Source organism: Ruminococcus sp. AF31-8BH, assembly GCF_003460605.1.
GTDB classification, from domain to species: domain Bacteria; phylum Bacillota; class Clostridia; order Lachnospirales; family Lachnospiraceae; genus Blautia_A; species Blautia_A acetigignens.
The window spans coordinates 24,157-50,447 of record NZ_QTVN01000023.1 but is presented as its reverse complement, the minus strand read 5'-3'; the positions used below and the strand labels follow the sequence as shown (position 1 = coordinate 50,447).

Genomic DNA, 26,291 nt, shown 5'->3' with positions numbered 1-26,291 from the left:
TGATTATAAGTCCATGCAAGCCTGATCAGCTTATTCTGCAAAAAAATATCGGGAAATGTTCAAAAAATGAGGAGTATGCCATACGATCCGTACAACATACTCCAAAGAATCTATGAAAATATCATCCTCTTTTTCTTTTATTCATAATTCTCGATTCTCCATTCATTATGCCAGTCGATATATACCATATCACCGTCAAATCTCAGAGGAAGCCACACATAATCTGCAATCGAGGTGTTTCGGAAAGAATACCCTTTCAGATAGGTCGCCATCTCTTTCATTGCATTATCTGAATGATGATCCGAATCAAAATGTTTGCGAAATAGCCTGCCATACACCTCATACTCAAGGTGCTGCAATCTTGGAAGCCAGCGGTCTGCGCATGCAATATAAAGGTCTTTTTTCTCTTCTACTTTAAAAATACATGAAATCTGAGAGTGAAAAGATGTATTTGAAGAATCTCCTACATGCGGGTTTCCAAGCACTGTAAACGGGCCATGCCAGGTATCTGCTACAGCTGCTTCTGATGGATTCGGAAAATAATCCGTTGTGCCGGAAGTAATCAGATAATGCTTCCCTTTTCTGCAGAAATGTGCAGTTGCCTCACGAACATCCGGAGGACACAAATGCGGAAAATGTGTACTGTAATATCCAGTGACACCGGTATAATCATCCGTAAGATCTGCACAAATGGTTTCTGAATGAACCCTTTCAAAATAATAATAAGCTTTCCCGTCAGGTGCCACAGCCAGATCAAAATCTCCTGCACTCATACCAAGGGGACGGAGCCCCTCCTTTACCATTTCATATGGACCGAGAATATTGTCAGCTGTCATTACCGTTTCCGTCTGTACCCCATCCTTATGCATAATCTTCATCCAGCATACATATTCTCCTGTCATCCTGTTGTAAATGATGTGGGGACGGTCCAGCATTACACTGGTAGGGCAAAGGGATGATTCCGGTTTATCCGGTTCCGGTTCTATGATCAGTCCTTTATCCTCCCAATTGTACAGATCCTTAGAAGCGTAACATCTCACACCCCATGTCCAGATATCATTGTCCCCTGTGGTTTTCTCTTTATTTTCACCATACCAGTAATAGGTTCCATCAATATAGATAACAGAACCGCCATGTGCATGGATCCGTTTTCCTTCTGTATCCAGCCAGATCTGGCCCGGATGAAATGCATCATACATTGCGCAACCTCTTTTCTTCAAATGCTTCTTTCTGTCCACTCGTAGCTTCCGCTGCCCACATCATATACCTGATTGTTCCAGTATACCGTGGCTGTTGTATTTGCCGGAATAGAAACAGATAGTTTTTCCTTGTCCCAGTATACAGAGATCTCTCCTGCCTCACACTCGAAGGTTCGTCTGCACCAGGACAGATGACTGTCCATATCCGGCCGGATCACGATATGGGAATAGCCCTGGGTATCACTGTCAATTCCTGCAATATGCCGGCAGATCCAGTCATCTACACAGCCAAAGGCATAATGATTGAAGCTTACATACCTTCCTCCTCGGGCAGCATCATCTGCATCCCAGGATTCCCAGATGGTTGTTGCGCCATGATCCACCTCATACAGCCAGGAAGGCCGTTTCTCCTGCCACAGGATCTGATGGGCGGTTTCTGTTTCTCCCAGATCACACAGCACATCCAGGATAAAGGGAGTAGCCAGAAATCCGGTGCCAATGCACCTGCCGCTTTTTTCAAGCAGACTTAAGAGCTTTTTCTTATAAGCATCGTATAGATCTTCAGGAACCAGACCAAAGGCAAAAGCCAGCACATAAGCTCCCATCAGGTCATCCGGCATCAGGTTCCTGCGCATCATTCCTTCCTGAATGGAGGTTTTCATCTTTGCTGCTATGGTTCCATAGTCCTTTGCTTTGTCCTTTTTCCCGAGGACTTGACAGATTTCCGTCATCTTCTTAATTGTGGCATAACCAAAAAACGGGGTGGTATAATAAGCGGTCTCCCTGCAGATTCCAAAAGGCTCCCCTGTATGGTCCTCTCTTCCCGGTACAAGCCACTCTCCAAAATGGAATCCCGTATTCCAGAGATACCGGTCATACTGTTCCGGGATATCCAGGGTGCTCTGTTTTTCAGCAGCATGGATAATGTATTCACACCATTTCTCCATGGCCTCATAATTTTCTTTCAGTACCAGTCTGTCTCCTGTGACCTGATACATTTCATAGGGGATCCAGACAATGGCATCGCTCCATCCGGCAACACCGGATATTGTATCCTCTCCATATCTGGCAGATACATCCTTCATCAGATTTTCATACAGCTTCATATATGGAGAAACGATCATAACCACGCCATCCCCTGCCTGATCAAGCCGGACAGAGTTCAGCCAGCTTTTCAGGAAAGGCGTGAGCTTTTCGTTTTTCAAAGCCGTTTTTGCATATATCAGCAAATCCCCGGTATATCCGCCTTTTTCCCTTGACGGGCAATCGGTGGGAACAGACATCATATTACTGTATTGTGACCACCGGACATTCTGATACAGGCGATTCAGCCGTGCATCTGAACATGCAAAGGTTCCGGCATTCTCCTTTGCCGTACTTAAAAGAACGGCTGTGAAATCCTCTTTACGGACATCTTCTATGCCTGTAACACGGATATAACGGAATCCATGGAAAGTAAACAATGCTTCATGCACAAAGGGTTCTCCTGCTGAAATCACAATGTCCTTCTGAGGAGCAAACATCGTGTCGATATAATTTCCCTTTTCATCAAGGATCTCAAAATAATCCAGGGAAACTGTCTGTCCTTTTGGAACATCGATCCTGATCCTTGCCCTTCCGGCCAGAACCTGCCCAAAATCCACGATGGTCTCTCCCGCAGGGGAGGTAAATACTTCCACCGCAGGAATCTCCCTTATTGGAAGGATCGGCTCCATAGGCTGTACATGCAGAAAATCATAACCGTAGTCTTTTATCATAACCGGCTTTTTTTCACCGGAAGCAAGGGTAAAATCCTGCTTTTCTCCCTGATAAAGATCTGAATAGACAATGAAATCCGTCCTGCAGGTTTCACTTCCATCCGACAGGATCATTTCAGATGTTCCATCCTCATAAGTCAGCTCCATCTGATAGATGACAGACGGTTCTTTATGTCTGTCCTGCATCACAGGCCCTGCCTGGCTGCTGAAATACCAGCCATCCCCCACATACATATGAAGTACATTCCTGCCTTCTGTGAGAAGTTCCTTTACATCATAGGCCTGATAATATAAGCATTTTCCATAAGGAGTAAACTCCGGGGCAAACTCCCTCTGATCCGGCCGCTTTTCGTTCACTGTAAGTCTGTACACACCATGAGCAGATGCATAGATTCTGGCACTTTTTACCGATTTTTCAAGCAGGAACTCCTTTTCGAAAAGAATCGGCGGATAACTGTTTCCTAATAAACCGTTTTCACTTGCATTTTTTCTCTCAAATGAGCACTCGATCCATTTTGCCTTCCAGTCTGCCTGATGAAGAAAGGATGTCTCGAACACCGACCTGGCAGATGCGCTTTGTCCATGGAAATCCCATACCGTCACGGCCCACTGATATCTTGTTTCAGAAGAGAGAGGGGATCCTTTATACTCAATAAAGGACTGTTCCTGTGAATATACTTCACCAGTATCCCACAATAAATCTTCTCCGTTTTTCACAGTGATCCTGTACTTTTCCTGCATGACATTTGGTCTGCTGCTGCATATTTTCCATGAAAAACAAGGAGTTTTATCGATCACAGGCTGCTCCATATGCAGGGTTTTCAGATCATAGAGCTTCATACCATTTTCTCCTTCGTCAGTTCATCCCAGAATGCCACAGCACGGTCCGTCCATCCTTCTGCCTCTGTCTCAGTTCCCAGGCCAAATCCATGGCCTCCGGTCTTCGGATGCTCATACCTGCAGGGAACGCCCAGTTCCTCCAGCCTGTCCGCAAACTCTCCCGTATTCCATATCGGAACGACATCGTCGTCTTCCGCCTGGATCATAAAAACAGGCGGATAATCCTGATCTGCCATCTCGTCTATATTATAGGGTCTGCATATCTCCTCAGAATAGCCGCTTCCAAAATATCCTGTAAACATGATCTGCTGAAACTGTGCCGGAAGCGGATGAATGGTTCTCCATACGGAGATTAATGGATAGTCCAGCATGAGGATTTCCGCAGCTGGAAACCCATATTTCGCATATCCCAGTTCCTTTAACCCCCAACAGGCAGCCAGGTGTCCCCCTGCTGAAAAGCCTCCTACGGCATAATGTCTTGCATCAATATCAAACTGATCTTCGTGGTCTTTCAGAAACCTGTAGGCAGCCGCCAGATCTTCCATGGGTTTTGGAAACAGTGGCTCTTTCCCGGCCACACGATAATTCAGGCAGAATACAGGAATTCCCATTTCACTTAATCTTGCTGCCACCGGAAAGGCTTCTCCCAGGGAACACACAGCTCCATAGCCGCCTCCGGCAGCAAGTATCACAAACCTTTTCTGTCCGTTTCCTTCGCCTCTTGGCGGAAAATAGATCAATTTCACATGTTCCTTTTCCGGACATCCGGCAATCTCCGCATCACTATAGACATCAAACAGGAGCTCTTTCCCATACCCCCCGTTTTCAATGATACAGTTCAGTCCATATGCCATATCCTTTGCACTCCATGTGGGTGTCTTATCCTGAATATCACGAAGGGTATGGCTCTCATCCGACAGATGTTCCGTTCCATCCCCTGCCGTATTATAGATCAGATAATGGGCGATTTTCTTTAATACTTTATCATTTTTTATTTCTTTTACCGTTGTATCAACTGTAATCATTATCTCAGTCCTTTCTCACGCAGTTCTTTTTGGATTTCTACTATTCCATTCTTCTCAAGATCAATTTTAGAAAAGCAGAATGCTGCCAGCAAATATAATACTGCCGGGTATACACTTGCCAGCAGACGGATCATAAGAATGGCACTGTCCGGCTGTGTCACTGCAACATCTGCCTGGCTGCTGATATACCCGCTCGCTGCCATCATGACACCGGAAATGCCCGCTGCAAGGCCAATGCCGATTTTTCCTCCCATGGTTGCAGCAGAGGAGATCGTACCGTCCATGGGTTTTCCGGTTTTGTAAAGTGCATAATCACATATTTCTCCTGTCATCGGGATCAGGGCTACCGTAAATGGGATCACTGCGACACTTCCGATGGTTTTTCCAACCATAAATATAGCAAGATTGTTGTTTGCGAATAAGATGATCAGATGGCTGATCGCTGCAGTGACCATCCCAAATACCACGCAGTTTCGCTTGCCAAGGCGGTTGATCATCGGTACTGCAAACGGGAGCAGGAATACCATCAGCATGCCCGGAAGGTTGATGATCGTCGCAACCCCTACATCCTGAAATACATATTTTGCATAATAATTTGCAACAGGAGCTGCGGAAAGATTATAAAGGATGGTTCCAATGGCAAGATAGATAAAGTATTTATTTTTTATCAGTGCCTTGATGGATTCTTTCACTGTCTGGTTTTCCTTTAGCTGATCTTTGGAATTCTCTGTTACGGTCTCTCTTGTGCACAGAACACCGATCACACAGGCCAGCACTGCCATTACTGCAAATACAAGTGTTGCCGTTGTATAAGCCGCCTGGCTTTCATTCATCGCAGAAAGGATCTTCGGCACCACCAGTCCGATCATAAGTACCGGGATGAGGGATCCATAAGCAGAAAATACCCCAAGGACACCTCTTTGTCTGGAATCTGATGTCAGCAGGTTGTTCAGTGTTCCACAGGCCACCGAAACCATGGTACCAAAGAATGGGTTTGCAAGGAAATAGCATCCGGCACAAAAAGCAACCTTGCCGGCATAAGACAGATTTCCCGGGCAGTTAAAGAGCAGCATGATGGAAACGGCAATGCCGATTCCTCCTGCCAGTACCCACGGCCTTGCTTTGCCAAGCCTTGTATGTGTGCGGTCAATGATCATTCCCATGATAATGTCCGTGACACCATCTGTGATTTTTGTGATCATCAGAATCATTGCCACGGCACCCATGGAGATTCCCACGGCATCTGTATAATAAAGATTGATATAATTCGGCACATATCCGGTTGCCACGGCACTTACCATGGCACAAAACAGAATTCCGATCTTCTGGTTGGCTCCAAGCTTGTTCTCTGCTGCTGTATTCTTTTGTTTTTTCTGTTTGAACATTTTATCCTCCTTACGCCCGGATGGCTCTGATTTCACCGATCGCCCGGTCGAAGCTTTCTGTTGGATTGCGGAACAATGCCGCACGGGTTTTCGAATCATTCAGGCATTTATTCATTGCTTCCTGATCCTCACGGTTTGTTCCATAATAGATCTCAGGCACATATTTTTTCAGTATCTCAACGGCTCTTTCATCCGCGAACAATCTTTCATATGGTGTGTCGGCGGAGTATAACGCCCGATAATCCTTCTCTGTCCGGATATGAAAGTCATAGCTTCCCGCTTCCAAAATCTTTGGTTCCTGTTCCGGCAGGATCACCTCTGCCTCACATCCAAATGGAATCTCGATGTGGAAAGAAAGGCTTCCATCCTCTTCAATACGCCAGTCAGAGACATATTTTCCGCTTACGCTGTCATAGCTGCATTCCATATGCCCCAGTCGTATTTCCGGACACGGCGCGATCCTTGCCTTTTTAAAGCCTGGTGCCGTGGGAACGATTCCTGCCGCATAACGATATAGAAATTCCACAACGCTTCCGTAAGAATAATGGTTCAGGCTGTTCATTTCCGTTCCGCTTATGGTTCCGTCAGGAAGTACGCTGTTCCAGCGCTCCCAGATCGTAGTTGCCCCCAGGTTTACTGCGTACAGCCATCCCGGAAATCCTTCATACAAAAGCAGATCATATGCCTTATCGACCATACCGTTTTCTGCAAGCACACAGTTCATCATGGTGGAGCCCACAAATCCCCCCTTCAGTCTGTTCAGATCCTGCTTCATCCTGTTTTTCAGTCCGTCGATGACTTTTTGTTTATCCTTATAAATACCGAATTTCAGTGCCACCAGATATCCGGTCTGGGTATCCACTGCCAGCCGTCCGGAAGATGTAAAGAATTCGCTCAGAATCGCTTCTTTGATATCCTCTGCCCTGTCTGCATACTCAGATGCTTCCGCAAGCCCAAGTGCCTCGGCAGCATCTGCCACATATCTTGTGGATGCCCAGTAATACACGGAACATACATAGCCGTTATCCGTCCTGCCAAAAGTACTCTGCTCCGTGGCTCCGTCCAGTGCCAGCCAGTCACCAAACTGGAACCCGAAATCATACAGATTCTTCTTTCCCCTTCCGCAGTCCTGACGGTAAACATAATCCACCCAGTCCTTCATTAAAGGATAATTGACTGCCAGTTCTTCCTTACTTCCATAATAATCATACAACATTTTTGGCATAAATGCAGCCACATCACTCCAGATTCCGGCTGTCAGACCAGGAAAGGCATTGGGCAGGTAGATTGCCGCGCCGCCATGATTCCGTTTCTGATCGGAACGTAAATCCCGAAGGAACTTATGATAAAACGCCCTTGTATCCATGTGATAGCCTGCCGTTGTACAGAATACCTGTGCATCTCCTGTCCATCCAAGACGTTCATCCCGCTGCGGGCAGTCTGTCGGCATGTCCACAAAATTGGATTTTAATCCCCACAGAGAATTGGAAAAGAGCTGATTGATCTTCGGATTTCCCGTTTTGATGAATCCGATCTGATCCATCTCAGAATAAATTGCCCTTCCTTCAAAGCAGGAGGCATCCACCTGTTCAATCCCACTGACTTTCACATAACGGAAACCGAAGAATGTAAAACGCGGCCTGATTTCTCTTGGTACGCCATCCGACACATAAGTAAATCTGGATTCTGCATGGCGGTAATTCTCATGATAGAAGTTTCCTTCCTGCAGAATTTCCCCAAATTCCAGGGTCATGGTAACCCCCTGGGGAATCGGCTGCGTACATACCACATGCCCGGCGAAGTTCTGTCCGAAATCCAGCACGGTTTCCCCTGCCGGAGTATGGATCACTTCCTTTACAGGCAAATGCTCCATATCATGCAGAGCCGGTGAGTATCTTGCGCACAGCTTTCCCGGCGCCTCTATCAGAACCGGTTCTTTCCACGTTTCTGCCTGCCAGTTTCCATAATCCTGTGTTTCTCCATTATAGATGTCCGACAAAGTGGTAAAGCTTTTGCGATACTGCCAGCTTTCATCTGTACAGATTGTTTCCGTGGTACCATCTGCATACCAGATATGCAGCTCTGCGATCAATGCAAGGGGACGCTCATAATGTGTCGGCTCTCCCAGTCCAAAGTGCCCTCGGTACCATCCATCCCCCAGAAGAACCGTCCATTCATTTTCCGTATCCAGCAGTTCTGTCACATCATAGGTACAATACTGGTAATGTTCCTCATAATCATTGATAAATGGCGCCAGCAGATCATTTCCGATCTTTTTTCTTCCCAGATAAGCTTCAAAAATACCAAGGCCACAGATATATAACCTGGCGGATTTTACCTCTTTTGTTATGGAAAAGTTTCTTCTGAATTCCGGATGGGTATCTTCTCCCCGAACTCCAAGCCACTTTGCCGTCCACGGCTCTTCCAGCTTTGCGGTCTCAAAGTACTGGACTTCGCTTTTCGCCTCTTCCTCTTCATCACTATGTACCGTAATCTGATAATAATAGCGGGTATACGGTTTCATGGAAAACTCCATAACCGTACCCAAAGAGTCCAGGCCGCCTTCCTTTTCCCAGATAACCTCAGACATTTTTTCATCCTGGGCCACCTGAATTTTGGCCTGAGTCTGTTTCTTTCCTCTATTGTTTCTGACTTTCCATGAGCAAAGCAAATGTTCAAAATCAAAGCCCATGGGATGATCCAATCCATTTATTTTTACTGCATAAATTTCCATTTTATCCTTCCTTCTTTGTCTTTTGTGTTTGTCTTCGTTTTTGATGGTTTCATTTTATCTCCGGTTTCTATAAATGAAATCCACTTATATTGGTCAAACATCATATAATCTTGTTTTTTTCTTTTGTTTGCTATATAATAGAAATATCAAACTCGAAATGAACGATATATCATCCTGAACCAACAAGATTTATGGAGAAAAGCTATGTTTGAAAAAATACTATTTACCAACATTGTTGCCAAGAACCGTCTTTTATCGAAAAACCTGACAAAAAAAGATTATGAAAATCCCGTTTATAACAAAGAGAATCTCATGAACTCCAAATTTGTAATCAGCGGCAGTGCAGATTCTTTTCAAATACCGCCGATCACAGATTTTGCTGTTCAGAATCTTTTTCATGTGGAAAGTTTCATGATCTTTCATTATGGCTTTGATTCCTTTACAGAGCGGCAGAATTTCCATTCTTTTCTTATCATGTATACTTACTCCGGTCAGGGAATCCTTACCTATCAAGGGAAAAACTATACTCTGAAAGAAGGCGATGGTGCATTTATCAATTGCATGGACTATCATCTTTATAAAGCAGACAGAATGCAGTGGGATACGGCTGTTCTCCACCTGAACGGACCTCTTCTTGCGGCATTTCATGCACAATATATGCAGAATGGTTCTCCCGTTTTTCATGAAGAAACCAATGGCTCCTTTCAGAAACTTCTGGAGCATCTTCTGAAGCTCTACAGCATTCCTCACCTTTACCGTGACTGGCAGGCGTCCACATGCATTGACAATATACTGAATCATCTCCTTCTATTAACAGCCCCGGAGGAAAAAGGAAAAATCAACACACCGGAATACATCCGCTATCTGATAAAATATATGGAAAACAATTATACACAGAAGCTGACCCTTGACTATCTCGCAGAATTTGCCTGCATGAATAAATATTACCTGTCCAAAGAATTCAAAAAATATACCGGGTTCTCCCCCAACGATTATCTCATCTCCCTTCGGATCAACAGGGCAAAACAGCTTCTGGAAGGCAGCTCTCTGCCGGCATCCAAGATTGCCCACGAAGTAGGTATCCACGATATCAACAATTTTACGAATCTGTTTAAAAAGAAAACAGGCATGACCCCCATTCAGTATCGGACTACCGCACAGGAAATATCTATTCATCATTATCAGAGCGGAACAGACAATATGGTATGATATTTTGACAAGATTATATGATTCATATGGATTCTTGATAAACTATAATCTTCTCAGATTCTATTATGATTTCTATTTACGGAGGATAAATTATGCTTGAAAAAGAGAAGATTCGCTTTTTTGATACAGAAAGCCTGACAGAAACGAAAGATTTTTCAGCACACTGTAAAACTTCTTACCTGCAGTCTGCCCTGAAAGATCGTTTCCCTGATATGAAATTTCAGGTAACCTCTGCCTCCATCAACCGAACCGGCACGTATGTTTCAAAAGAAGCTGCATGGATAAAGCTTATCGGCGGTGATAACCGAATCCGTAATCTGCCCCCTTATTGTGAGGTCACCATTGATGTCAGCACAGGCAGGCATACCCAGACGATCATTATCTGGTCACCCTTTGCCTGGAATGACCGGTTTGCTGGAACTGCAGGAGGCGGTACATGCACAGGAGGAAGGGAACAGATCAATACACCAAATAATACACAGAGAGGCTGGACCATGGGCTATGCACTGATAAACGGTTTTACCTGTGCCACCACGGATTCCGGCAATCAGGGAAGCTGCGATAAGTGGGGAAGGGACAGAGAATGTCTGGAAAACTGGAGTTACAGGGGAACCCACAATATGACGATCTTTGGAAAAGCAGTCGCTGAAATCCTGCACGGCCGACCTGTCAGATATTCCTATATGAACGGAGGTTCCGGCGGAGGCAGACAATCCCTTGCAGAAGCACAGTTTTACCCGAATGATTACGATGGTATCTGGGCAAGCTGCCCTGCCATCAACTGGACACAATTTCTTGCTTCCGGTCTTTGGGCTGTCACTGTCATGAATGAATATGATCACATTCTTGGCTTCCACAAAATCAACGCTTTCCGCGATGCTGTACATAACAGTGTCGGAGGGAAAGAAAACTATTTCCGCGTGGAAGAGAGGATTGATTTTGACCCATATACCATCCTGGGTCAGAAGACAAAGGGAGGAAAAATCACAGAAAAGGATTGTCTTGTCATGCAGGAAATCTGGAAGGGGCCTCATACCACCGGAAATGATTTCCTCTGGTACGGCTTCCTTCCCGGAGGAACCTTCTGGAATAAAATCATCCCTATTGGATCCTTCTACTATCCATTGATTGGAAAAAGACCGAAATGCTTCTCATTGGTTGAACAATATGTCCATCTTGCTTTTGAAGATCCCAAGAAGGATCTTCGCCATCTTAAAATCAGGGATTTTGAAAAAGTTTTTGATACCTGCATCAGGAAACTTGGCTGGCTTTCCTGCGATAATGCGGATCTGCGTTCCTTTGCAGACGCAGGCGGAAAACTTATCATTGACCACGGACTTGACGACCCGCTCATCCCGGTAGAGGGAACCATTGATTATTACCATCGTATGAGAGAAATCCATGGAGGACAGAATTTCATTGATCAATTCTGCCGCCTCTACATAAATCCCGGAGACGGACATGGCAACTGTCACACCAACGGTCCCGGAATGACAGAAAGCACCGGAATACAGGCATTGATGAACTGGGTAGAACAAAATAAAGCACCGGAGAATCTTCCTGCTGTTCTCGTAAATCAAAAAACCGGAAAAACGATTAGAAAAGGTATCGTAAAACCCTGGCGGGTTTGAGTGTAATTGAGTAGGAGGACTTTCACCTCGAACTTCTCACGGAACCGTACGTGAAAGTCTCCCTTCATACGGCTCTTATCATTTAACAATACGAATACATTTTGCTCCAATGAGCCGAAGCAGGAAGAACTTCCGAAAAGAAGTTGTTTTTGCAATATAGGATAATGCTCCATGAAGGATGTTTTTCGGAATGCTGTTTCCAAAAAGCTGTTTTCTGTCCCTTCCGCATATCTTGGAGGCAGCGGCATCCTTTATGACGCAATCTTATGCTGCAATCATATTTTTCAGTTTCCTGGCAGTGACGCCCATTGGATGCTGCTGTAGAATTGATAGGTCATGATCACCCCGGAAGAATCAGGGGATAATTTTTGATCTCCTTCAAAGAAATCTCCTGGCTTTCAAGGGGGGTAAGGGTGGTTTTGCTTACCAGAATCTCCTGAAAAGGCGAGCTGGATCTGCTTTAAAGAAAAAGTCCGTAAAGCCATCAACATGACTTTACGGGTCCGAAAAAACGAATGGTTCTGACTTCAATACACTATAAAATGATGTCTTCCAATTCTTACTAGGAAACATTCTCAAGCTGAATGGAGCGTTAGCCCAATAATATTTCCCTATTTATTTCATTGCACACAAATTCTCATCAATCCATTTCTGGACATCTTTTTTACTTACCTTAACCAGACGAGCTCTTTTGGGGAGGTGCCTTCGTTGGCTGCTGGATTTCTACGTCAAAAGGTGTATAAAACAGTTATGTCTCATACACCTTTGTTATAAAATCTTATGTTACACAAGTGTCTGTCCCATTGCCGCTGCAATTTCCTTTAACTTGTCGATAGCATAGCCTGTATATTTTGAAATCTTATCGACAGGTTCCTTTTCCTCGATCATCATCTGGGCCAGGGACATTTTTTCTTTTTCAACTCCCTGTTTCATTCCTTGCTCAATTCCTTGTTCAATTCCCTGGTCTACAAGAGCTCTACTTAGATTACACATGTCTCTCACCTCACTTTCAAATTCTTCTGTCATGGCAATATCAAAATCTTCATGTAACCGCTTCTTTTTTTCTTCTGGAGTGGCAGACGTTGAAAACAGGATATTTAGCAGGTCAAGAATCTCCAGTTCGCTTTCTTTATCTGCATCTCCCAGATTTACGATCACCACTTCCATCAGATCATAGCTTTGAGGATCTGTATAGGACTTCCCCAGTATCGTATCCTCAATTGTGTGATATTTGAAAATACCATTTTTGCGTTTTTTAGCCGGATCCGGACAGATCCAGATAGAATATGCTTTCTGGATCTTTTCGTAATGTTCATCTGTAAATATGGTTCCATACTGCTCTGATATCATTCTTGCACAATAATAAAATCCTCTGGTTACAAGTGGATATCCTGGAGTATCATTCAACTGGATTTCCAGATTGATAATAAGCTGTATAGGTTCAATGTTTCCAGGAAGATAGGCTTTAAAACGGATGTCATAATATACAGTTTGATCCTTGACAGCGTTTGCCTCTGAATTCAAACATTCGATTCTTTTGTCTCCGTTTAGTTTCTCATCACGATCCAGCTGATCCTGGTGAACAGCACGTTTAGAAATTTCTGCGTCATCTTTCAGACAGTTATTACAAATAAAGTTCACGCTGTATTGAGAAAATTCTTTTGTACAGGATTTTAAGATCCATGCTATGATTGCTTTGTAAGTCAATATTTTTTTCGCACATTCATCATATTTCGCACGGTCTGATATAAGGTCAATGGTCACATTAACAGTGTTTTTATTATAAACAGAAACGCTTAGAAGTTCAAGTATATAATTTTTATTCGGAAAAATTCAGAAAATCATGGGATTTTTCGCATTGAAATGATCATTATATAGAAAATCTGGCTAGAATAACAGGAAAAAAGTATAAAATATCAGGTAGTATCAATGAATGCTATAAAATGTTATTTAGTGTTATTTAGTGTTATTTATTATATTTTGTTAGGATTGACAGAAATTATAAAATTCCTGTTTGGTCACTTTTTTGCTGTAAATATTTATTCCTATATTATGAAGCAAAAAATGAACGCCATCCCTTTTAAACACGCATGATGAAATGCGGTAGTTTTCAAGAGATGGCGTTCATTTTGCTTTCATATATTGGCTGGCTGATTATTTCATCAATTCTATTAGGTCACTTCTGTCAATTGGAATTTTGGGAATCCCGCGTGGCTGGGGAGGTCCGGAATTTTCAGCCCCAAGGGTTTGGGCAAATCGTTTCATGCTGCTGGCTGATAACTTTATTCTTCGAAGTTCTTTCCAAGGAAAGGTAGGAAACGGACATTTTGCGCAGATCCTGGCGTAAGGCTTGTTGATAAAATTATTTTGTCTCTGGGAACCGTTCCGTCCCCAGATCAGGTATCCGGAAGGATTAAAATCCGGGGCTGTTTTCTGACAGGCTTCCAAGCGTTCCTTCTGGAGCCGGATCTCGTCCATCACAAAATCGGCCAGGTATACCATTTTCGTGTTTTCTTCCGGGATGGTGATGGTATCCGTTCGATTGGGAAGATCATCTTTTACGGGAAGCGACAAACAGATGGTCTGGTTGTAAAAATGAATATCCCGAAATGTGACCTCAAGAATTTCTGAAATCCTCAGGCCTGCAGTGGATGCCAGAAGCATGGGAAGATAGAGAACCGGTGCTTCCAGTTTGCAGATCTGCAGCATTTGGAGAAGCTGCTGTGGAGAATAGGTGCCGGAAGGAACTTCGTAATAATTATGCAGATCCTCTTCTGCTTTTTTTCTTTCTTTCATTATGCGGACTGCATCCGCACTGTTATCCTGCGTTGTACAGTAATGGTTCCGTGCATCCCGGAAAAAACAGGTTACAGCATCACATACCCTGTAAAATTCGGAAGATGGAACTTTTGCGAGGATATCCATCAGGTCGCTGGCAGTCACGTTGTCCATGAAATGTTTTCCGAGGACCGGAAGAATATAAGCTACAATAGACCGATTGTACGCATTGATTAAGGGTTTCCAGGGTTTTTACTTTCCCACGGCTGCTAATGCAGAAGTTACCATTATCCTTTTTATCCGGATGGGTGCGAAAGAAACACATATTTTTTTCCTGCCGGAGGACAAGTTCCTCACAGACAAAATCCGGGATCTGAAAAGAACGGTACCGTTCTCCTTCCAACTTCTTACAGCTGTATTTGGGATCTGCTGACTCAGAAGGAAGGCGTCCATCTTTTGTATATTGTTTATGGATGTTTAAGGTTTGGGTGCTGGAATCGAAGTTGTTATAAGTAAGTCCAAGGATCTCACCAGGACGCAGTCCGCAGAACAGTGCCAGGAGAAACTCCAGGCGGTGTATATATGGATCTTCATGTATGGCATTCAAGAATAATTTCAGCTGTTCTTTTGTATAAATACGAAGGCTGGATTTCGTTTCTTTGCGTTCTGTGATGTCAGATGCCAGGCATGTTTCAAGGAATCCTTGGTTCCATGCAGAATAAAGGATCTTGTATAATAATTTATAGACGGCATATTCTGCACTTGTACAATAGTTCCTGCAGGATTCGATCAGGTTTTCAATGTATTCTGCATCTATATATGGAAGAAGCGGATCGGCAGTGACCCGGGGCAGGATAATATGGTAGATGATCCAGTGGTATTTTACTTTTGTGCTTCCACTGGTACTCACTGGGACGTAGAGCTTTTCGGAACAAATCTCCAATCCATTTAGAATCTTTAGTATCATCTTTATGTGCTGTCATTACTGCAACGTCTCCTTTTGTACTTTATCCGTGATTTTACTTTAAATTTGAACAGTCTATCTCAAAAGAAATGCCCTCAGCGATGTCAGTCTCCACTTCTACCCTGCCATCCTTTCTTGTAAGAATCACCTGAATCATTCCACTTACAGATTCATATCTGCATTTCATATAATTCATGCTCTCCGGCAGATACGGCTTAATAAGAACTTTTTTGAAGCCTGGCTCAAGTGGTTTAATGCCGGCCAGCCCATTATAATACCACTCAATAATATGTCCCATCATATCGTGACAATGACTGCGGGGATTTTCTTCCCAGTATTCACCCAGGGTTGTCAGACCTTCTTTTACAAATGCATAATAAGAAGGATGCTCAGGCTTCATGATGAAGGAACAAATCAGATCATTCATTCCATATCTGCTGGCAGTCTGGATAATGTACGGAAGCCCGACTTCCCCGGAAGCAAATGCCCGTTTCTCAAGAAATGTCTGACGAAATGCTTCTGCAACATCGCTGACTTTATCCTCCGGCACCATTCCCCAGTAAAGCGGAAGCGCTTCACAGGCCTGTGTGATCACCAGCTTTTCTGTATGTTCAAAGCTTCGATAGCACCATTTCCCTTTTTCATCCTGTACAAGCAGTCTCTGATTGTAATTTTCTTTTATCTCTTCTGCAAACTGACGGAGCTGTACTTCATCTTCTTTTTCCCCAAGGATTTCTGCAAACTCTGCAAGTGTTATTGCATCCGCATAAAGAAACGCTGTTTCCACATTTTCCCTGGCAAGCTGGTTGTCCGGATTTCCCCAGTCCCCCAGTCCATAATTCAGAAAACCTTCTGCATTCTGCTTCGTCTTAAGATGTTCCAGATATTTTTTCCCCATCTCATAATTATCTGCGATAACCTGTTTATCTCCATAAAAAAGATAATGCCATTTTACACCAAGAATTCCTGAACTTCCCCATGGAATAATATCGAAGAAGCTTCCCATTCCCGGTACAGGAAGCACATTGTGGACATAACACGGTGCCTGTGATGGAATCAGACCTGCTCCTGGATAGAAACGGTTTCCTTCCAGATCCATGAAATAATCATTTTCTGTGAGCTGATCTGTCCTCATATCCATAAAGAATTTTTCCCACAATTTACGCCCGTCTTTCATATACATGATCGAAGGTGCCATCAAGTGATTCGGCTCCTGCCATGCAAACCGCTCAAGCGTAGGACAGTCTGTGTGTACACTGACCATATTTGCTTCAACCGCTTTTTCTACAAGGTCATAAATCTGTACGTATCTGCTATCATCACACTGGAATGTTCCATTTGTTTTCCATGCACTGGAAATCGCTTCACCAGTAATGTCGTTTACTTCTACAGCTTCGCTGCTTTTTTCCACTGCAAAATATCTTCCTGCAAAATAGGTAAAGCGCATACGGTATTCCTGCCATACATCATCTTCACCAACAACACAGGTGATGCAATTTCCTACTGTACCCCAGCTCTTCGCTACCTGATCTGCATTTTTGTCTTTATCAAGTTTTTCTGCCGGATAAATGCGAAGCACATCTCCTTTTTTTCCTCGATAAGATAATTTCAACATACCAGAAACATTCTGCCCAAGATCATAAATATCTCTGTTACATACAGAGTGTATATATTTTGCCGGATAACTTCGAATCACCTTTATTGCCGGTTGGAACTGCTCCACCAGCTCCCCTTTCGGAGTATCTTCTTCTGATATAACAGACGCTGCTTTCCATTCTGATGCATCAAAATCTGTCTTATCCCATCCCGTCTGTTCTAATGATGCATCATATGTTTCCGATCCATATACATTGCTCATTTTTACCGGATGTTCTTTTACCTGAAAATTTTCATCTGCATAGAGAATTTCTTCTGTTTCATCTGCATAATCCAACACCAGCTTTATTGCCAGAACAAGTTCCTTTCCAAAAGGTCTGTATGGGTTTGGATTGGGCGGCATAAATGCAGGAAAAGTAAATGTATAATGCTCGTCTTCTTTCAGAAACCAGCCATTTTCCACTTCTACCCCAAGTGCATTCTTTCCCTCATGTAATAATTTCGTTACATCAAATTTTACATATTGAATCTTTTTGTCATAATTTGTCCAACCCGGATCTAATTCATGATCAGATACTTTCTGTCCATTGATATGAAAAATAAACTGTCCGAGACCGCATACATATGCGGTTGCTTTTTGCACCTGTTTTTTTATGTTAAATTCTCTGCGTGCATAAAAAGGTGTTTGTGATTTTCCGGAAATCCAGTTTCCAAGTCTGTTCATGTTTATTTACTGCCTCCTTGTCTCATATATCTGCTTTATTATTTTTTTGCTTTTGCAAGGCCGGAATTGATTTTCTGAAAAAAAACTTGTAAAATCCTGTATCAGCAATGTAAGAAGAGAGCTTCTTGCACTTCCTGTTACTTTTGTTCCGACCGTTTATATCAATTTATCATGACCCTACAAAAATAATAAGTCCGAAAGAGGACAGCAAATAGTATCTTTTACGACATTTCTATGATATATTATAAATATAAAATGGAGGTCTTCTATGAATAAAATCCCGGAATTAAACCCTATAGAAAAGAAACTGAAACAATTTTACAGGAAATCAAAGGAGCGCATGCTGGATGTGCCCTGTACTCGCGATGAAATTATGGATGTGCTTCTGTCATCCTATACCGCAATGCCGGATAAAAATATAACACAGTCTCTGAAAACGCAGATAGATGAACAGATTTTTATTCTGGAAAACATGGATGTCTCTTTTGTCCGTCACGCTCGATATACACCGGCATTTTGGCACAATCATGACTTTTTTGAAATGATCTTCGTCCAGAGCGGAGGCTGTATCAATTATATCTTCGACCGTAATATTTCCATGCAAACAGGAGATATCTGTATTATGGCACCGGATATTACCCATTCTTTAAGTGCTTTCCATGATGAAGACGTCATTATGAATATTCTTATACGAAAAAGCACTTTTGAACAGTCGTTTTTCGGACTTCTGGATGATAATACCATTCTTTCTGACTTCTTCAAAAGAACTTTCTATCAGACTTCAGAAATTCCCTATCTTCTTTTTCATACAGGAGAAGATTCCGTTCTTTCTGACCTCATTGACCGTGCATATACGGAATGTGCACAGCCAAAACGATATAGAAAACAAATGGTCAATACTTTGCTTTCTCTGTTTTTCATCAATCTATTTCGCCGTCATGAACAACATACAGAGCTTTCTGGTATCCATCCGAACTCTTCAGAGGAAAATCTGATGTATGTTCTCCGTTATATGCAGGCTAATTATAAGACAGTTTCACTGAAAGAACTTTCTTCAATTTTTAACTACAGTGAACGTCAGTTACAGCGTATTATTCAGAATGCTACCGGACATACCTTTATTGAAAATATTCAGAATCAGAAAATGAAACAGGCCGCTGATCTTTTACAAAACAGTACACTTCCTGTTTCAGAAATCAGCGAACGAACAGGTTTCCAGTCCTTGAATAACTTCAGAAAAATTTTTTTCAAATATTTCAATATGACACCATCTGAATACAGAAAAACGTGCACCACAAAGCACACGTTATTCATAAGTTTGTAGAAAAATCCTATAGCAATAAACAAATTAATAGAAAGATATTGCTTGCAACGTTCCTGCAATTTCAGATCACCGGAAAATATCCGCACCGACATGGATTCGTTACAACTCCGAAAATGATACAATGTAACGATACTCCTAGTGCCCCATGATTGGGTTAGAGAAACAGGCTACTCTGCTTTTTAGGTAAAATTTCTGCGTAGCCTGTTTCTTCTATTAATAAAAAAGAGACATCAGCAATCATGCCAATATCTCTTTATCCTGTGTAGGTAAATATTTCATTTTCTGTAAATTGGAATTTACCAATCCTACAAACTGAAAGAATTTTATTCTCCGTTCTTTTCTCCCCAAATACATAACTGATCCAAAACTTCCATAAGAGATTTGCCACGGTCACTTAAACTGTATTCAACCTTTGGCGGAATCTGAGGATATTCTTTTCTAATAATAAGTCTATCCTTCTCCAATTCTTTCAGATTGTTACTAAGGGTTTTGTCTGACACATTTTTCAAATAACGTCTCAATTCATTGAACCTTACAACTTCAAATTCCATCAGACAATACAAAATAACCATGCTGTTCTCCTGACTTACATCATTATTTAATGTATTTATTAATCCATTCTACCATATTCCTCAACAAGTGAATTGGCTGCTGCCAGCGCTCTTAAATCTACCGCCTGCTCTATAATATGGACTGAATCTACCTTATCATCTGCTCTGAAAAGAGGCAATATAATCTGATATATTGTTTTATGGCATAAAAATGTCCCGTGCGGTTGTACGCCGGGACATCTTTATTACATGAAATCTTCTACTTTCCACTCATCTTGCCATTCAAGATATGGCACATCTCTGTCAAATTTTACTGGCAGCCATACATATCCAGCTTTCGAAGTATCAATATCCATATGTAAACACGATAAATCAACTTTTGGTGCATCCGGATTGCAAATACTTTCAAATGCAGCTGAACTCTTTTCGTAAGGCAACGATTGTGCTGCATCCGTAATCCAACGATCTGCCAGTGCAATGTACAAATCTTTTTTTCCAGGATACATAAACACACTGGAAATTTGAGAATTAAAAGAAGTATTTTCCAAAGCATCATGATGTGCTTTTCCATAATTTACAAACGGCCCATGATATGTTTCCCCAGCATGAATTAATGTAGGATTAGGATAATATCCGGTCGTTCCGGAGGAAAACAAATAATGCATTCCCCTACGGAAGAAGTGTGCTGGTGCTTCTCGTGCATAAGGAGGCCATTTTTCCGGAATATGAGTTGTATAATAGCCCGTTGCAGAACAATAGTCCTCTGTCAAATCTGCACATATTACTTCAGAATGAGGACGTGAAAAGTATACATATCCTTTTCCATCAGACGGTTCAACAACTAAATCAAAATCCCCACAATACATTCCACACGGGCGCATATACTCTTTTACGATCTTATACGGACCTAAAAACTGATCTGATGTAAGTACCGTAATTGTTTGTTCAAAAAAACCCTCCCCCATAATCTTTACCCAGCAAACATATTTCTGAGTGAAACGATTATAAATAATGTGTGGACGATCCAGGTGTTTGCTTGGATGAAGCGTACTATTCACATCTTTCAGCTCCGGTTCAATAATATTTCCCAAATCCTTCCAATTGTAAAAATCTTTTGATGCATAACAACGTACTCCCCAATGCCATATATCATTATTGGAGCGTGTCTTTTCTTTATTTTCACCATACCAGTAAAAAGTATCATTTTCAAAAAAGATGGAGCCGCCATGTGCCTGAATAGGTTTTCCTTCTGTATCAAGCCATACCTGTCCATGCCGAATTGATTGGTTTTGATTCATTCTATTTCGCTCTTTTCCAGTTTTTTATTCGCCTATCTCACCGCCACCAAATGAAGCAAATGGATTGTCGCCTTCATTTCCAGCAGTTGCTTCTTTCACTAATTCAAGAAGTTTAACATCATGATAATTTTCAACTGCACTTTCATTATCAAAAATCATAGTTTCGCCATTTTCAACTGTAAACTGTGGCCACTGTAAAGCTTCAGTTGAAGGATCACCAGTCTTTGCGTATGCAAGTAATGCATCTGCACAAACATCCTGATATGCATATGCATTTTCTTCATCGCCAGCAATCAGATAAGGAATTTTATCAGCATTATGGAAAATAAATGGTACATCTCCTCCGGTATGCCAAGCGTTGGAACCACCAAAAACCGGTAATTTATAAGCAAATACTGCCTGCCAGATTTGTCCTCCATCTTGTGCTTTTTCAATAGCAAGATCGTTAGTACGATTAGCGTTAATAGTCAACACATCTGTCAGATCACGACATGGATACGCTTTCTCAAATTCTTCTGCAATAGCTTCTGCCTTATCTCCATATTGTGCAGTTAATTCATCCATAGGTTCGCCTGGATACATTTGCTCAACACTGTTTAAATCACTGCGTACAAACATCATCTGCTGTAACTGGCTTCCCATTTCTGAAAATACCGTACTAAGTACCAATGGTATATCTTTCGCGTTTTCATTGTATTTTCCGTCAACAACAGTTCCCTGGAAATATTCTCCATCATTTACTGTTCCCCAGCTGCGAATGCCGATTTCATCGCAAGCAGTACGTAAATCAGCATAATTCATTGTTTTTAATGTAGCTACCGGGTCTTCTTCATCCTGTAAGCCAAGATGCTCTATTAATTTTGCTGCATCTTCCTGTGCTTCCTCAACTGTACGGCCAGAAGTTTGTGTACCGCTCATTGCCCAAACACGCTGGAACAATCCCTGTGCAGAAGGAATTGCCATCATAGACATAACCTTTGAACCACCACCAGACTGTCCAACAATCGTTACATTTTCAGGATCTCCACCAAAATTTGCAATATTTTCATGTACCCATTCCAATGCCGCTACATTGTCCATCATACCGAGATTTCCTGTATTTTTATATTCCTCTCCATATGCAGATAAATCAAGATAACCCAAAAGATTTAAACGGGCATTTACAGAAACAAATACTACATCTCCATATTCAACCAGATTGTGTCCATCATATGCGGCGCCTTCAATGCTGGAGCCACTGTCATATCCACCACCATGGAACCATACAACTACCGCTTTTTTTGCATCTGGTTCCAGACTCTTTGTCCAGACGTTCAAGTTCTGACAGTCTTCGCTCTCAAACTGATCTGCCCAGGCATATTCCGAAAAATCTGTAATATTTCCTCCGTTCTGATATGCAATATATTGTGGTGAAACAGGACCGTATGTTGCACAATTCAGTGTTCCTTCCCACGGTGTGACTTCCTGTGGTTCTTCATAACGTTCAGCTTCTGCATATGGAACTCCCAGGAACGTATATACATCATTATATTTATAGCCACGAATCTCTCCTGCATTCGTGTCTGCAAACTCAAAAGTAGTATAACCTTCTTTTTCTGCCATAACAACAGTTGAACCAGTAGTCAGTGTGAGTACTGCAGCGGATACTACCGCCAAAGTTTTTTTAATTTTTCTCATAAATATAAATATCCTCCTTTTTATAGAAAATTTATATTAACACAGCGATCATATATTAAAAGTAGGCCTCCATTTAACTATATATCGCAGTATTATCACTTACCAAGCTTACTCTGGACCCATTTAATAAATACAGCTCCCTTTGCATCTGCTATATTAATGAACAGTAAGAAAACACCAATCATCATAGTTGTTACCGCTGATCCCAATTCAGCTTTTAATACTGCTTTCATTGCAAATTCCATCAGACTCATTGTGATAACGCCTAATAAAATTCCCATTGTATCTCCACAAAAGCGAGCCAAAATCAAACCTACAAAAACAGGAAGTAAATTTGTAAACATACCTCCTATAGAAGACAATGAAGAAAACGATGCACTTATAATCCCCGTTGACGCATATATCATAGTCGCTAATCCTAAAATGATTCCGCTATAAATATAAGAGACCAGTATATTTTTTTGTTCATTGATACCAATGTTTACTCCTGCCTGCTGGTTATTTGCCAAAATCTGCGCCTGACGCCCTGTAACAGACCAATAGGTAAATATTGCATAAATAAAAATTGACATAACCAACGGAATTAGTACCAAAGGAAATAGTGTCAAACTTTTTAAAGTAGAATTTGCTGTCAGATTTACACCTCTTCCTTCAAATACAACAGCTGTAATCGACTCATACAAAAGTGCCATTCCCAAGGTTACTATGATAATGGGAAGGCGACCATAAATATAGACAATCGCAACCCCAATATTTAGCAGAACACATAAAAAAATACATAAAAGTGAGAAAATGATCAGATTATTTCCAAACATCTGAGATACATTGCCGGCAATAATTGCACTTAACAGCATTACCGATCCTGCTGAAAAATCCAGACGTCCAGACTTAAATTGAATTCCAATACCATAAGCACATGTTGCTGAAGCTGCAATAGTACTGATCAAACTCCGCCACATTGCTACTGATCCATAATACATTTTTCCATTTTGGAAACAAAAAATCATCATAACAACATACATAAGTACAGGAAGCACAAGCGCACCGCATATATTTTTTAAAATCGACTGAATTTTTTCTTTGAACATAATTCCCTCCCTTGTTAGCGTGGCAGCACACCACCGCGCTTGCGACAAGTAATTAATACAACAATCATGAAAATAAGTGCTTTTACCATAAATGTAAAATTAACCGGCACACCAATTAATGGCAGCCCTACATTTAAAAGGGAAAATGTCATTGCTCCGACAAGTGCACTTGAAACTCTTGATTTCATTCCTCCGGATAAAGGCATTCCTCCAAGGATCAAGGCTATCATTACATTTAATTCATATCCTGTACCTGTTGAATCTGATGCAGAAGCTGTATATCCCATTTGAAACAGCGAAGCAACTACTGTACAGACACCCATGACTATATATGCCATAACCTTATATTTGATTATATTCGCTCCACCTTGACTGGCTGATATAGCATTTGCACCGATAGCTTTTGTGTATTTTCCTACCATTGTTTTATTAAACACAAATGCCACCAAAAGACTTTCTATTATTAAAGTTCCCACCATGACCCATGGATTTTTGAAAATGCTATAATCATAATTATAAAGGCTAATACTTCTGCACCCTAAATTGGAGTAAATTATTGTACTCAAACCAGACAATACAAACATAAATACAACAGACGGTATGATTGCATAAATATGTAATAGCTCACCTGTTATTGCATTAACAATAGCAATGAATATTGCGATCAAGAAAGAAAGCAGTACTCCCCAAAGCAAGCTACCTGTTTGCTGCTGAATCACAACCATCAATGTGGCATATAGCCCAACCTGTTTTCCAGTACTAATGTCAATATTTCCAAGTGCATATACAAATACCGCACCTACTGAAAGAAGTGCTGTGACAATTACGTCAGAAATAAGTGTTGATAATTTTTCCGGATTCCAGATGCTTTGTCCATGCAACGATGTAAATATTGAAAAAAATATAATACAGAAAACCAATCCACCAAACATTATTATATTTTGTTTTACATCTGAACTTATTTTTTTTCCGGCTCTCTGATGTGCCATATCCACATCCTCCTTACACCATATAATTAATCATATCAGCCGGTTTCAACCCGGAAGACCTCTTAAATTGTCCAGATATTTCGAAATCTTTCATTATCAGAAGACGATCTGACATTCCGATCAGTTCAGTAAGTTCCTCTGAAATCATCAGAATTGCATTTCCTGCCTTTTTCATTTCCATAATCTGCTGATACATAAATTGTTTCACACCTACGTCTACTCCTCGTGTTGGACAATCCATAATAATGATATTTGCACCTTTGGCTGTCCATTTTGCAAAAGAGACCTTTTGCTTGTTTCCTCCCGATAAAGTATTTACCCATTGATTTCCATCTGCACATTTAATATGAAAACGTTCAATCTCTTTATCTGACAACATATGTTCTGACTTCTTTGATATATAAATACCCTTTTGCAAATCCGGCAACGAAGGAAGAACAATATTATCTTGTATAGAACCATTTAATATCAAAGCCTCTGTATCACGATTCTTAGAAATATATCCAATTCCATATTTAATTGCATCTTTACACGACTTTACTATCTTTCCATCACAAAGCACTTTTCCTTCAATTAGTTTTTCCAATCCATATCCAGCTCTTCCAATTTCATGCATTCCGCATCCTGATAAACCACCAATTCCTACAATTTCTCCAGCATGAACTTCCAGATTAAAATCTTTAATCCTTCCAAATGTTACATGCTGAAAACTAAGCCTGGATACTTCACTACAAACGCTATCATAATCACTGCGATAATAGTCTCCTGTCATTTCACGCCCGATCATCAAATAACGAATCTTATTGGCAATATCTGACTTCTGCATATCTTCTTTGGTCAGTTCCCCCATAATCTCGCCATCACGCAATACAGTCAAAGACGTACAGTGTTCCAATATTTCATCAATGTCATGCGAAATAAGTACAACTGTTTTATGAGCCTCTGCAAGTTGATGTATCAATTTATATAATACATTTCGTCCATTATGAGAAAGTGCTGTAGTTGTTTCATCAACAACCAGAATTTCTATATTTTCATTAATGCAGCGAACCAGCTCAATTAGCTTTCTATCTTCAAAATTGTATCTGTCAATCTGATCCGCTGCATGAATATACCCAATTTCATACTTATCAAGCAATGCCTGTGCTGCCCGAATCATTTTTTTTATTCGAACAATACCATGTGATGTAAACTCTTTTTCACGTCCAGCAAAAATATTTTGAGCTACGGTAATACCTGGAATCGTATTTGCTTCCTGCAAGATCATCGATATTCCCTGAAGATTAGCATCAATCATACTTGTTGGATTCCATGTTTTACCTTTATAGACCATTTCTCCGCTTGTTGCACTTTGCATTCCTGCTGCAATAGACATTATTGTAGATTTGCCAGATCCGTTTTCACCGATTAATCCTCTGATTTCACCACGTTTAAGGGTAATATCCGCTCCCTTCAGAGCAACAGTAACATCAAATTCCTTCTTTATGTTGATAGCCTGAAAGATAATTTCATTTTCTTTCAC

General features: G+C 41.4%; 18 protein-coding genes. 3 read left to right on the top strand and 15 right to left on the bottom strand.

Annotated elements, in window-relative coordinates; all coding sequences use genetic code 11:
• Positions 1 to 137 precede the first annotated feature (137 nt).
• Genes DWZ38_RS20380 through DWZ38_RS20360 form a run of 5 tightly spaced genes read right to left on the bottom strand, consistent with a single transcriptional unit; the run spans position 138 to position 8,940 of the window.
• On the bottom strand, positions 138 to 1,199 hold the full coding sequence (locus DWZ38_RS20380; protein WP_117855090.1) for a family 43 glycosylhydrolase: 1,062 nt from the start codon (positions 1,197 to 1,199) through the stop codon (positions 138 to 140).
• A gap of 17 nt (positions 1,200 to 1,216) precedes the next feature.
• Positions 1,217 to 3,796: a family 78 glycoside hydrolase catalytic domain gene (locus tag DWZ38_RS20375; protein ID WP_117855088.1), complete on the bottom strand. Its 2,580-nt coding sequence runs from the start codon at positions 3,794 to 3,796 to the stop codon at positions 1,217 to 1,219.
• Positions 3,793 to 4,821, bottom strand: coding sequence for an alpha/beta hydrolase (locus DWZ38_RS20370; protein WP_117855086.1), 1,029 nt, complete (start codon positions 4,819 to 4,821; stop codon positions 3,793 to 3,795). Before DWZ38_RS20370 ends, DWZ38_RS20375 begins: the two co-directional genes overlap by 4 nt.
• Positions 4,821 to 6,206 carry a glycoside-pentoside-hexuronide (GPH):cation symporter gene (locus DWZ38_RS20365; protein ID WP_178105397.1) on the bottom strand — a complete coding sequence of 462 codons (1,386 nt, stop codon included), beginning with the start codon at positions 6,204 to 6,206 and terminating at the stop codon, positions 4,821 to 4,823. The genes DWZ38_RS20370 and DWZ38_RS20365 overlap by 1 nt, the downstream gene beginning before the upstream one ends.
• 10 nt (positions 6,207 to 6,216) lie before the next feature.
• Positions 6,217 to 8,940 carry an alpha-L-rhamnosidase gene (locus DWZ38_RS20360; protein WP_117855081.1) on the bottom strand — a complete coding sequence of 908 codons (2,724 nt, stop codon included), beginning with the start codon at positions 8,938 to 8,940 and terminating at the stop codon, positions 6,217 to 6,219.
• A gap of 204 nt (positions 8,941 to 9,144) precedes the next feature.
• Between DWZ38_RS20360 and DWZ38_RS20355 the strand changes: the two genes are divergently transcribed.
• Both DWZ38_RS20355 and DWZ38_RS20350 read left to right on the top strand, forming a co-directional pair.
• The gene (locus tag DWZ38_RS20355) at positions 9,145 to 10,149 is read left to right on the top strand and encodes an AraC family transcriptional regulator (RefSeq protein WP_117855079.1); all 1,005 of its coding nucleotides are present in this window, start codon (positions 9,145 to 9,147) and stop codon (positions 10,147 to 10,149) included.
• A gap of 92 nt (positions 10,150 to 10,241) precedes the next feature.
• Positions 10,242 to 11,780 (top strand): tannase/feruloyl esterase family alpha/beta hydrolase, encoded by a 1,539-nt coding sequence (locus DWZ38_RS20350; protein ID WP_021925872.1) that lies wholly within the window; start codon positions 10,242 to 10,244, stop codon positions 11,778 to 11,780.
• Between the two features lie 783 nt (positions 11,781 to 12,563).
• Here the strand turns inward: DWZ38_RS20350 and DWZ38_RS20340 are convergent.
• The 4 genes from DWZ38_RS20340 to DWZ38_RS20325 form a co-directional block, all read right to left on the bottom strand.
• Positions 12,564 to 13,421, bottom strand: coding sequence for an Rpn family recombination-promoting nuclease/putative transposase (locus tag DWZ38_RS20340; RefSeq protein WP_243000438.1), 858 nt, complete (start codon positions 13,419 to 13,421; stop codon positions 12,564 to 12,566).
• A gap of 513 nt (positions 13,422 to 13,934) precedes the next feature.
• Positions 13,935 to 14,576, bottom strand: coding sequence for a site-specific integrase (locus tag DWZ38_RS20335; protein ID WP_147343041.1), 642 nt, complete (start codon positions 14,574 to 14,576; stop codon positions 13,935 to 13,937).
• Between the two features lie 79 nt (positions 14,577 to 14,655).
• Entirely contained in the window at positions 14,656 to 15,525 is an 870-nt protein-coding gene (locus tag DWZ38_RS20330; protein WP_117855072.1) for a site-specific integrase, read from the bottom strand.
• Between the two features lie 52 nt (positions 15,526 to 15,577).
• Complete coding sequence (locus tag DWZ38_RS20325) at positions 15,578 to 17,842, bottom strand: family 78 glycoside hydrolase catalytic domain (protein ID WP_117855070.1); 2,265 nt, start codon at positions 17,840 to 17,842, stop codon at positions 15,578 to 15,580.
• A 268-nt stretch (positions 17,843 to 18,110) separates the two neighbouring features.
• Between DWZ38_RS20325 and DWZ38_RS20320 the strand changes: the two genes are divergently transcribed.
• Positions 18,111 to 19,166, top strand: coding sequence for an AraC family transcriptional regulator (locus DWZ38_RS20320; RefSeq protein WP_117855068.1), 1,056 nt, complete (start codon positions 18,111 to 18,113; stop codon positions 19,164 to 19,166).
• A gap of 323 nt (positions 19,167 to 19,489) precedes the next feature.
• Here the strand turns inward: DWZ38_RS20320 and DWZ38_RS20315 are convergent, their stop codons facing one another.
• The 6 genes from DWZ38_RS20315 to DWZ38_RS20290 form a co-directional block, all read right to left on the bottom strand.
• The gene (locus DWZ38_RS20315) at positions 19,490 to 19,777 is read right to left on the bottom strand and encodes a winged helix-turn-helix transcriptional regulator (protein WP_117855066.1); all 288 of its coding nucleotides are present in this window, start codon (positions 19,775 to 19,777) and stop codon (positions 19,490 to 19,492) included.
• A 185-nt stretch (positions 19,778 to 19,962) separates the two neighbouring features.
• Entirely contained in the window at positions 19,963 to 21,015 is a 1,053-nt protein-coding gene (locus tag DWZ38_RS20310) for a family 43 glycosylhydrolase (protein WP_117855063.1), read from the bottom strand.
• Between the two features lie 24 nt (positions 21,016 to 21,039).
• Entirely contained in the window at positions 21,040 to 22,692 is a 1,653-nt protein-coding gene (locus tag DWZ38_RS20305; RefSeq protein ID WP_021924997.1) for a carboxylesterase family protein, read from the bottom strand.
• Positions 22,693 to 22,787: 95 nt separating this feature from the next.
• Positions 22,788 to 23,780 (bottom strand): inner-membrane translocator, encoded by a 993-nt coding sequence (locus DWZ38_RS20300; protein WP_021924998.1) that lies wholly within the window; start codon positions 23,778 to 23,780, stop codon positions 22,788 to 22,790.
• A 14-nt stretch (positions 23,781 to 23,794) separates the two neighbouring features.
• Positions 23,795 to 24,769, bottom strand: a complete 975-nt coding sequence (locus DWZ38_RS20295) for a sugar ABC transporter, permease protein (protein ID WP_021924999.1) — start codon at positions 24,767 to 24,769, stop codon at positions 23,795 to 23,797.
• A 13-nt stretch (positions 24,770 to 24,782) separates the two neighbouring features.
• Entirely contained in the window at positions 24,783 to 26,291 is a 1,509-nt protein-coding gene (locus DWZ38_RS20290) for a sugar ABC transporter ATP-binding protein (RefSeq protein ID WP_117855060.1), read from the bottom strand.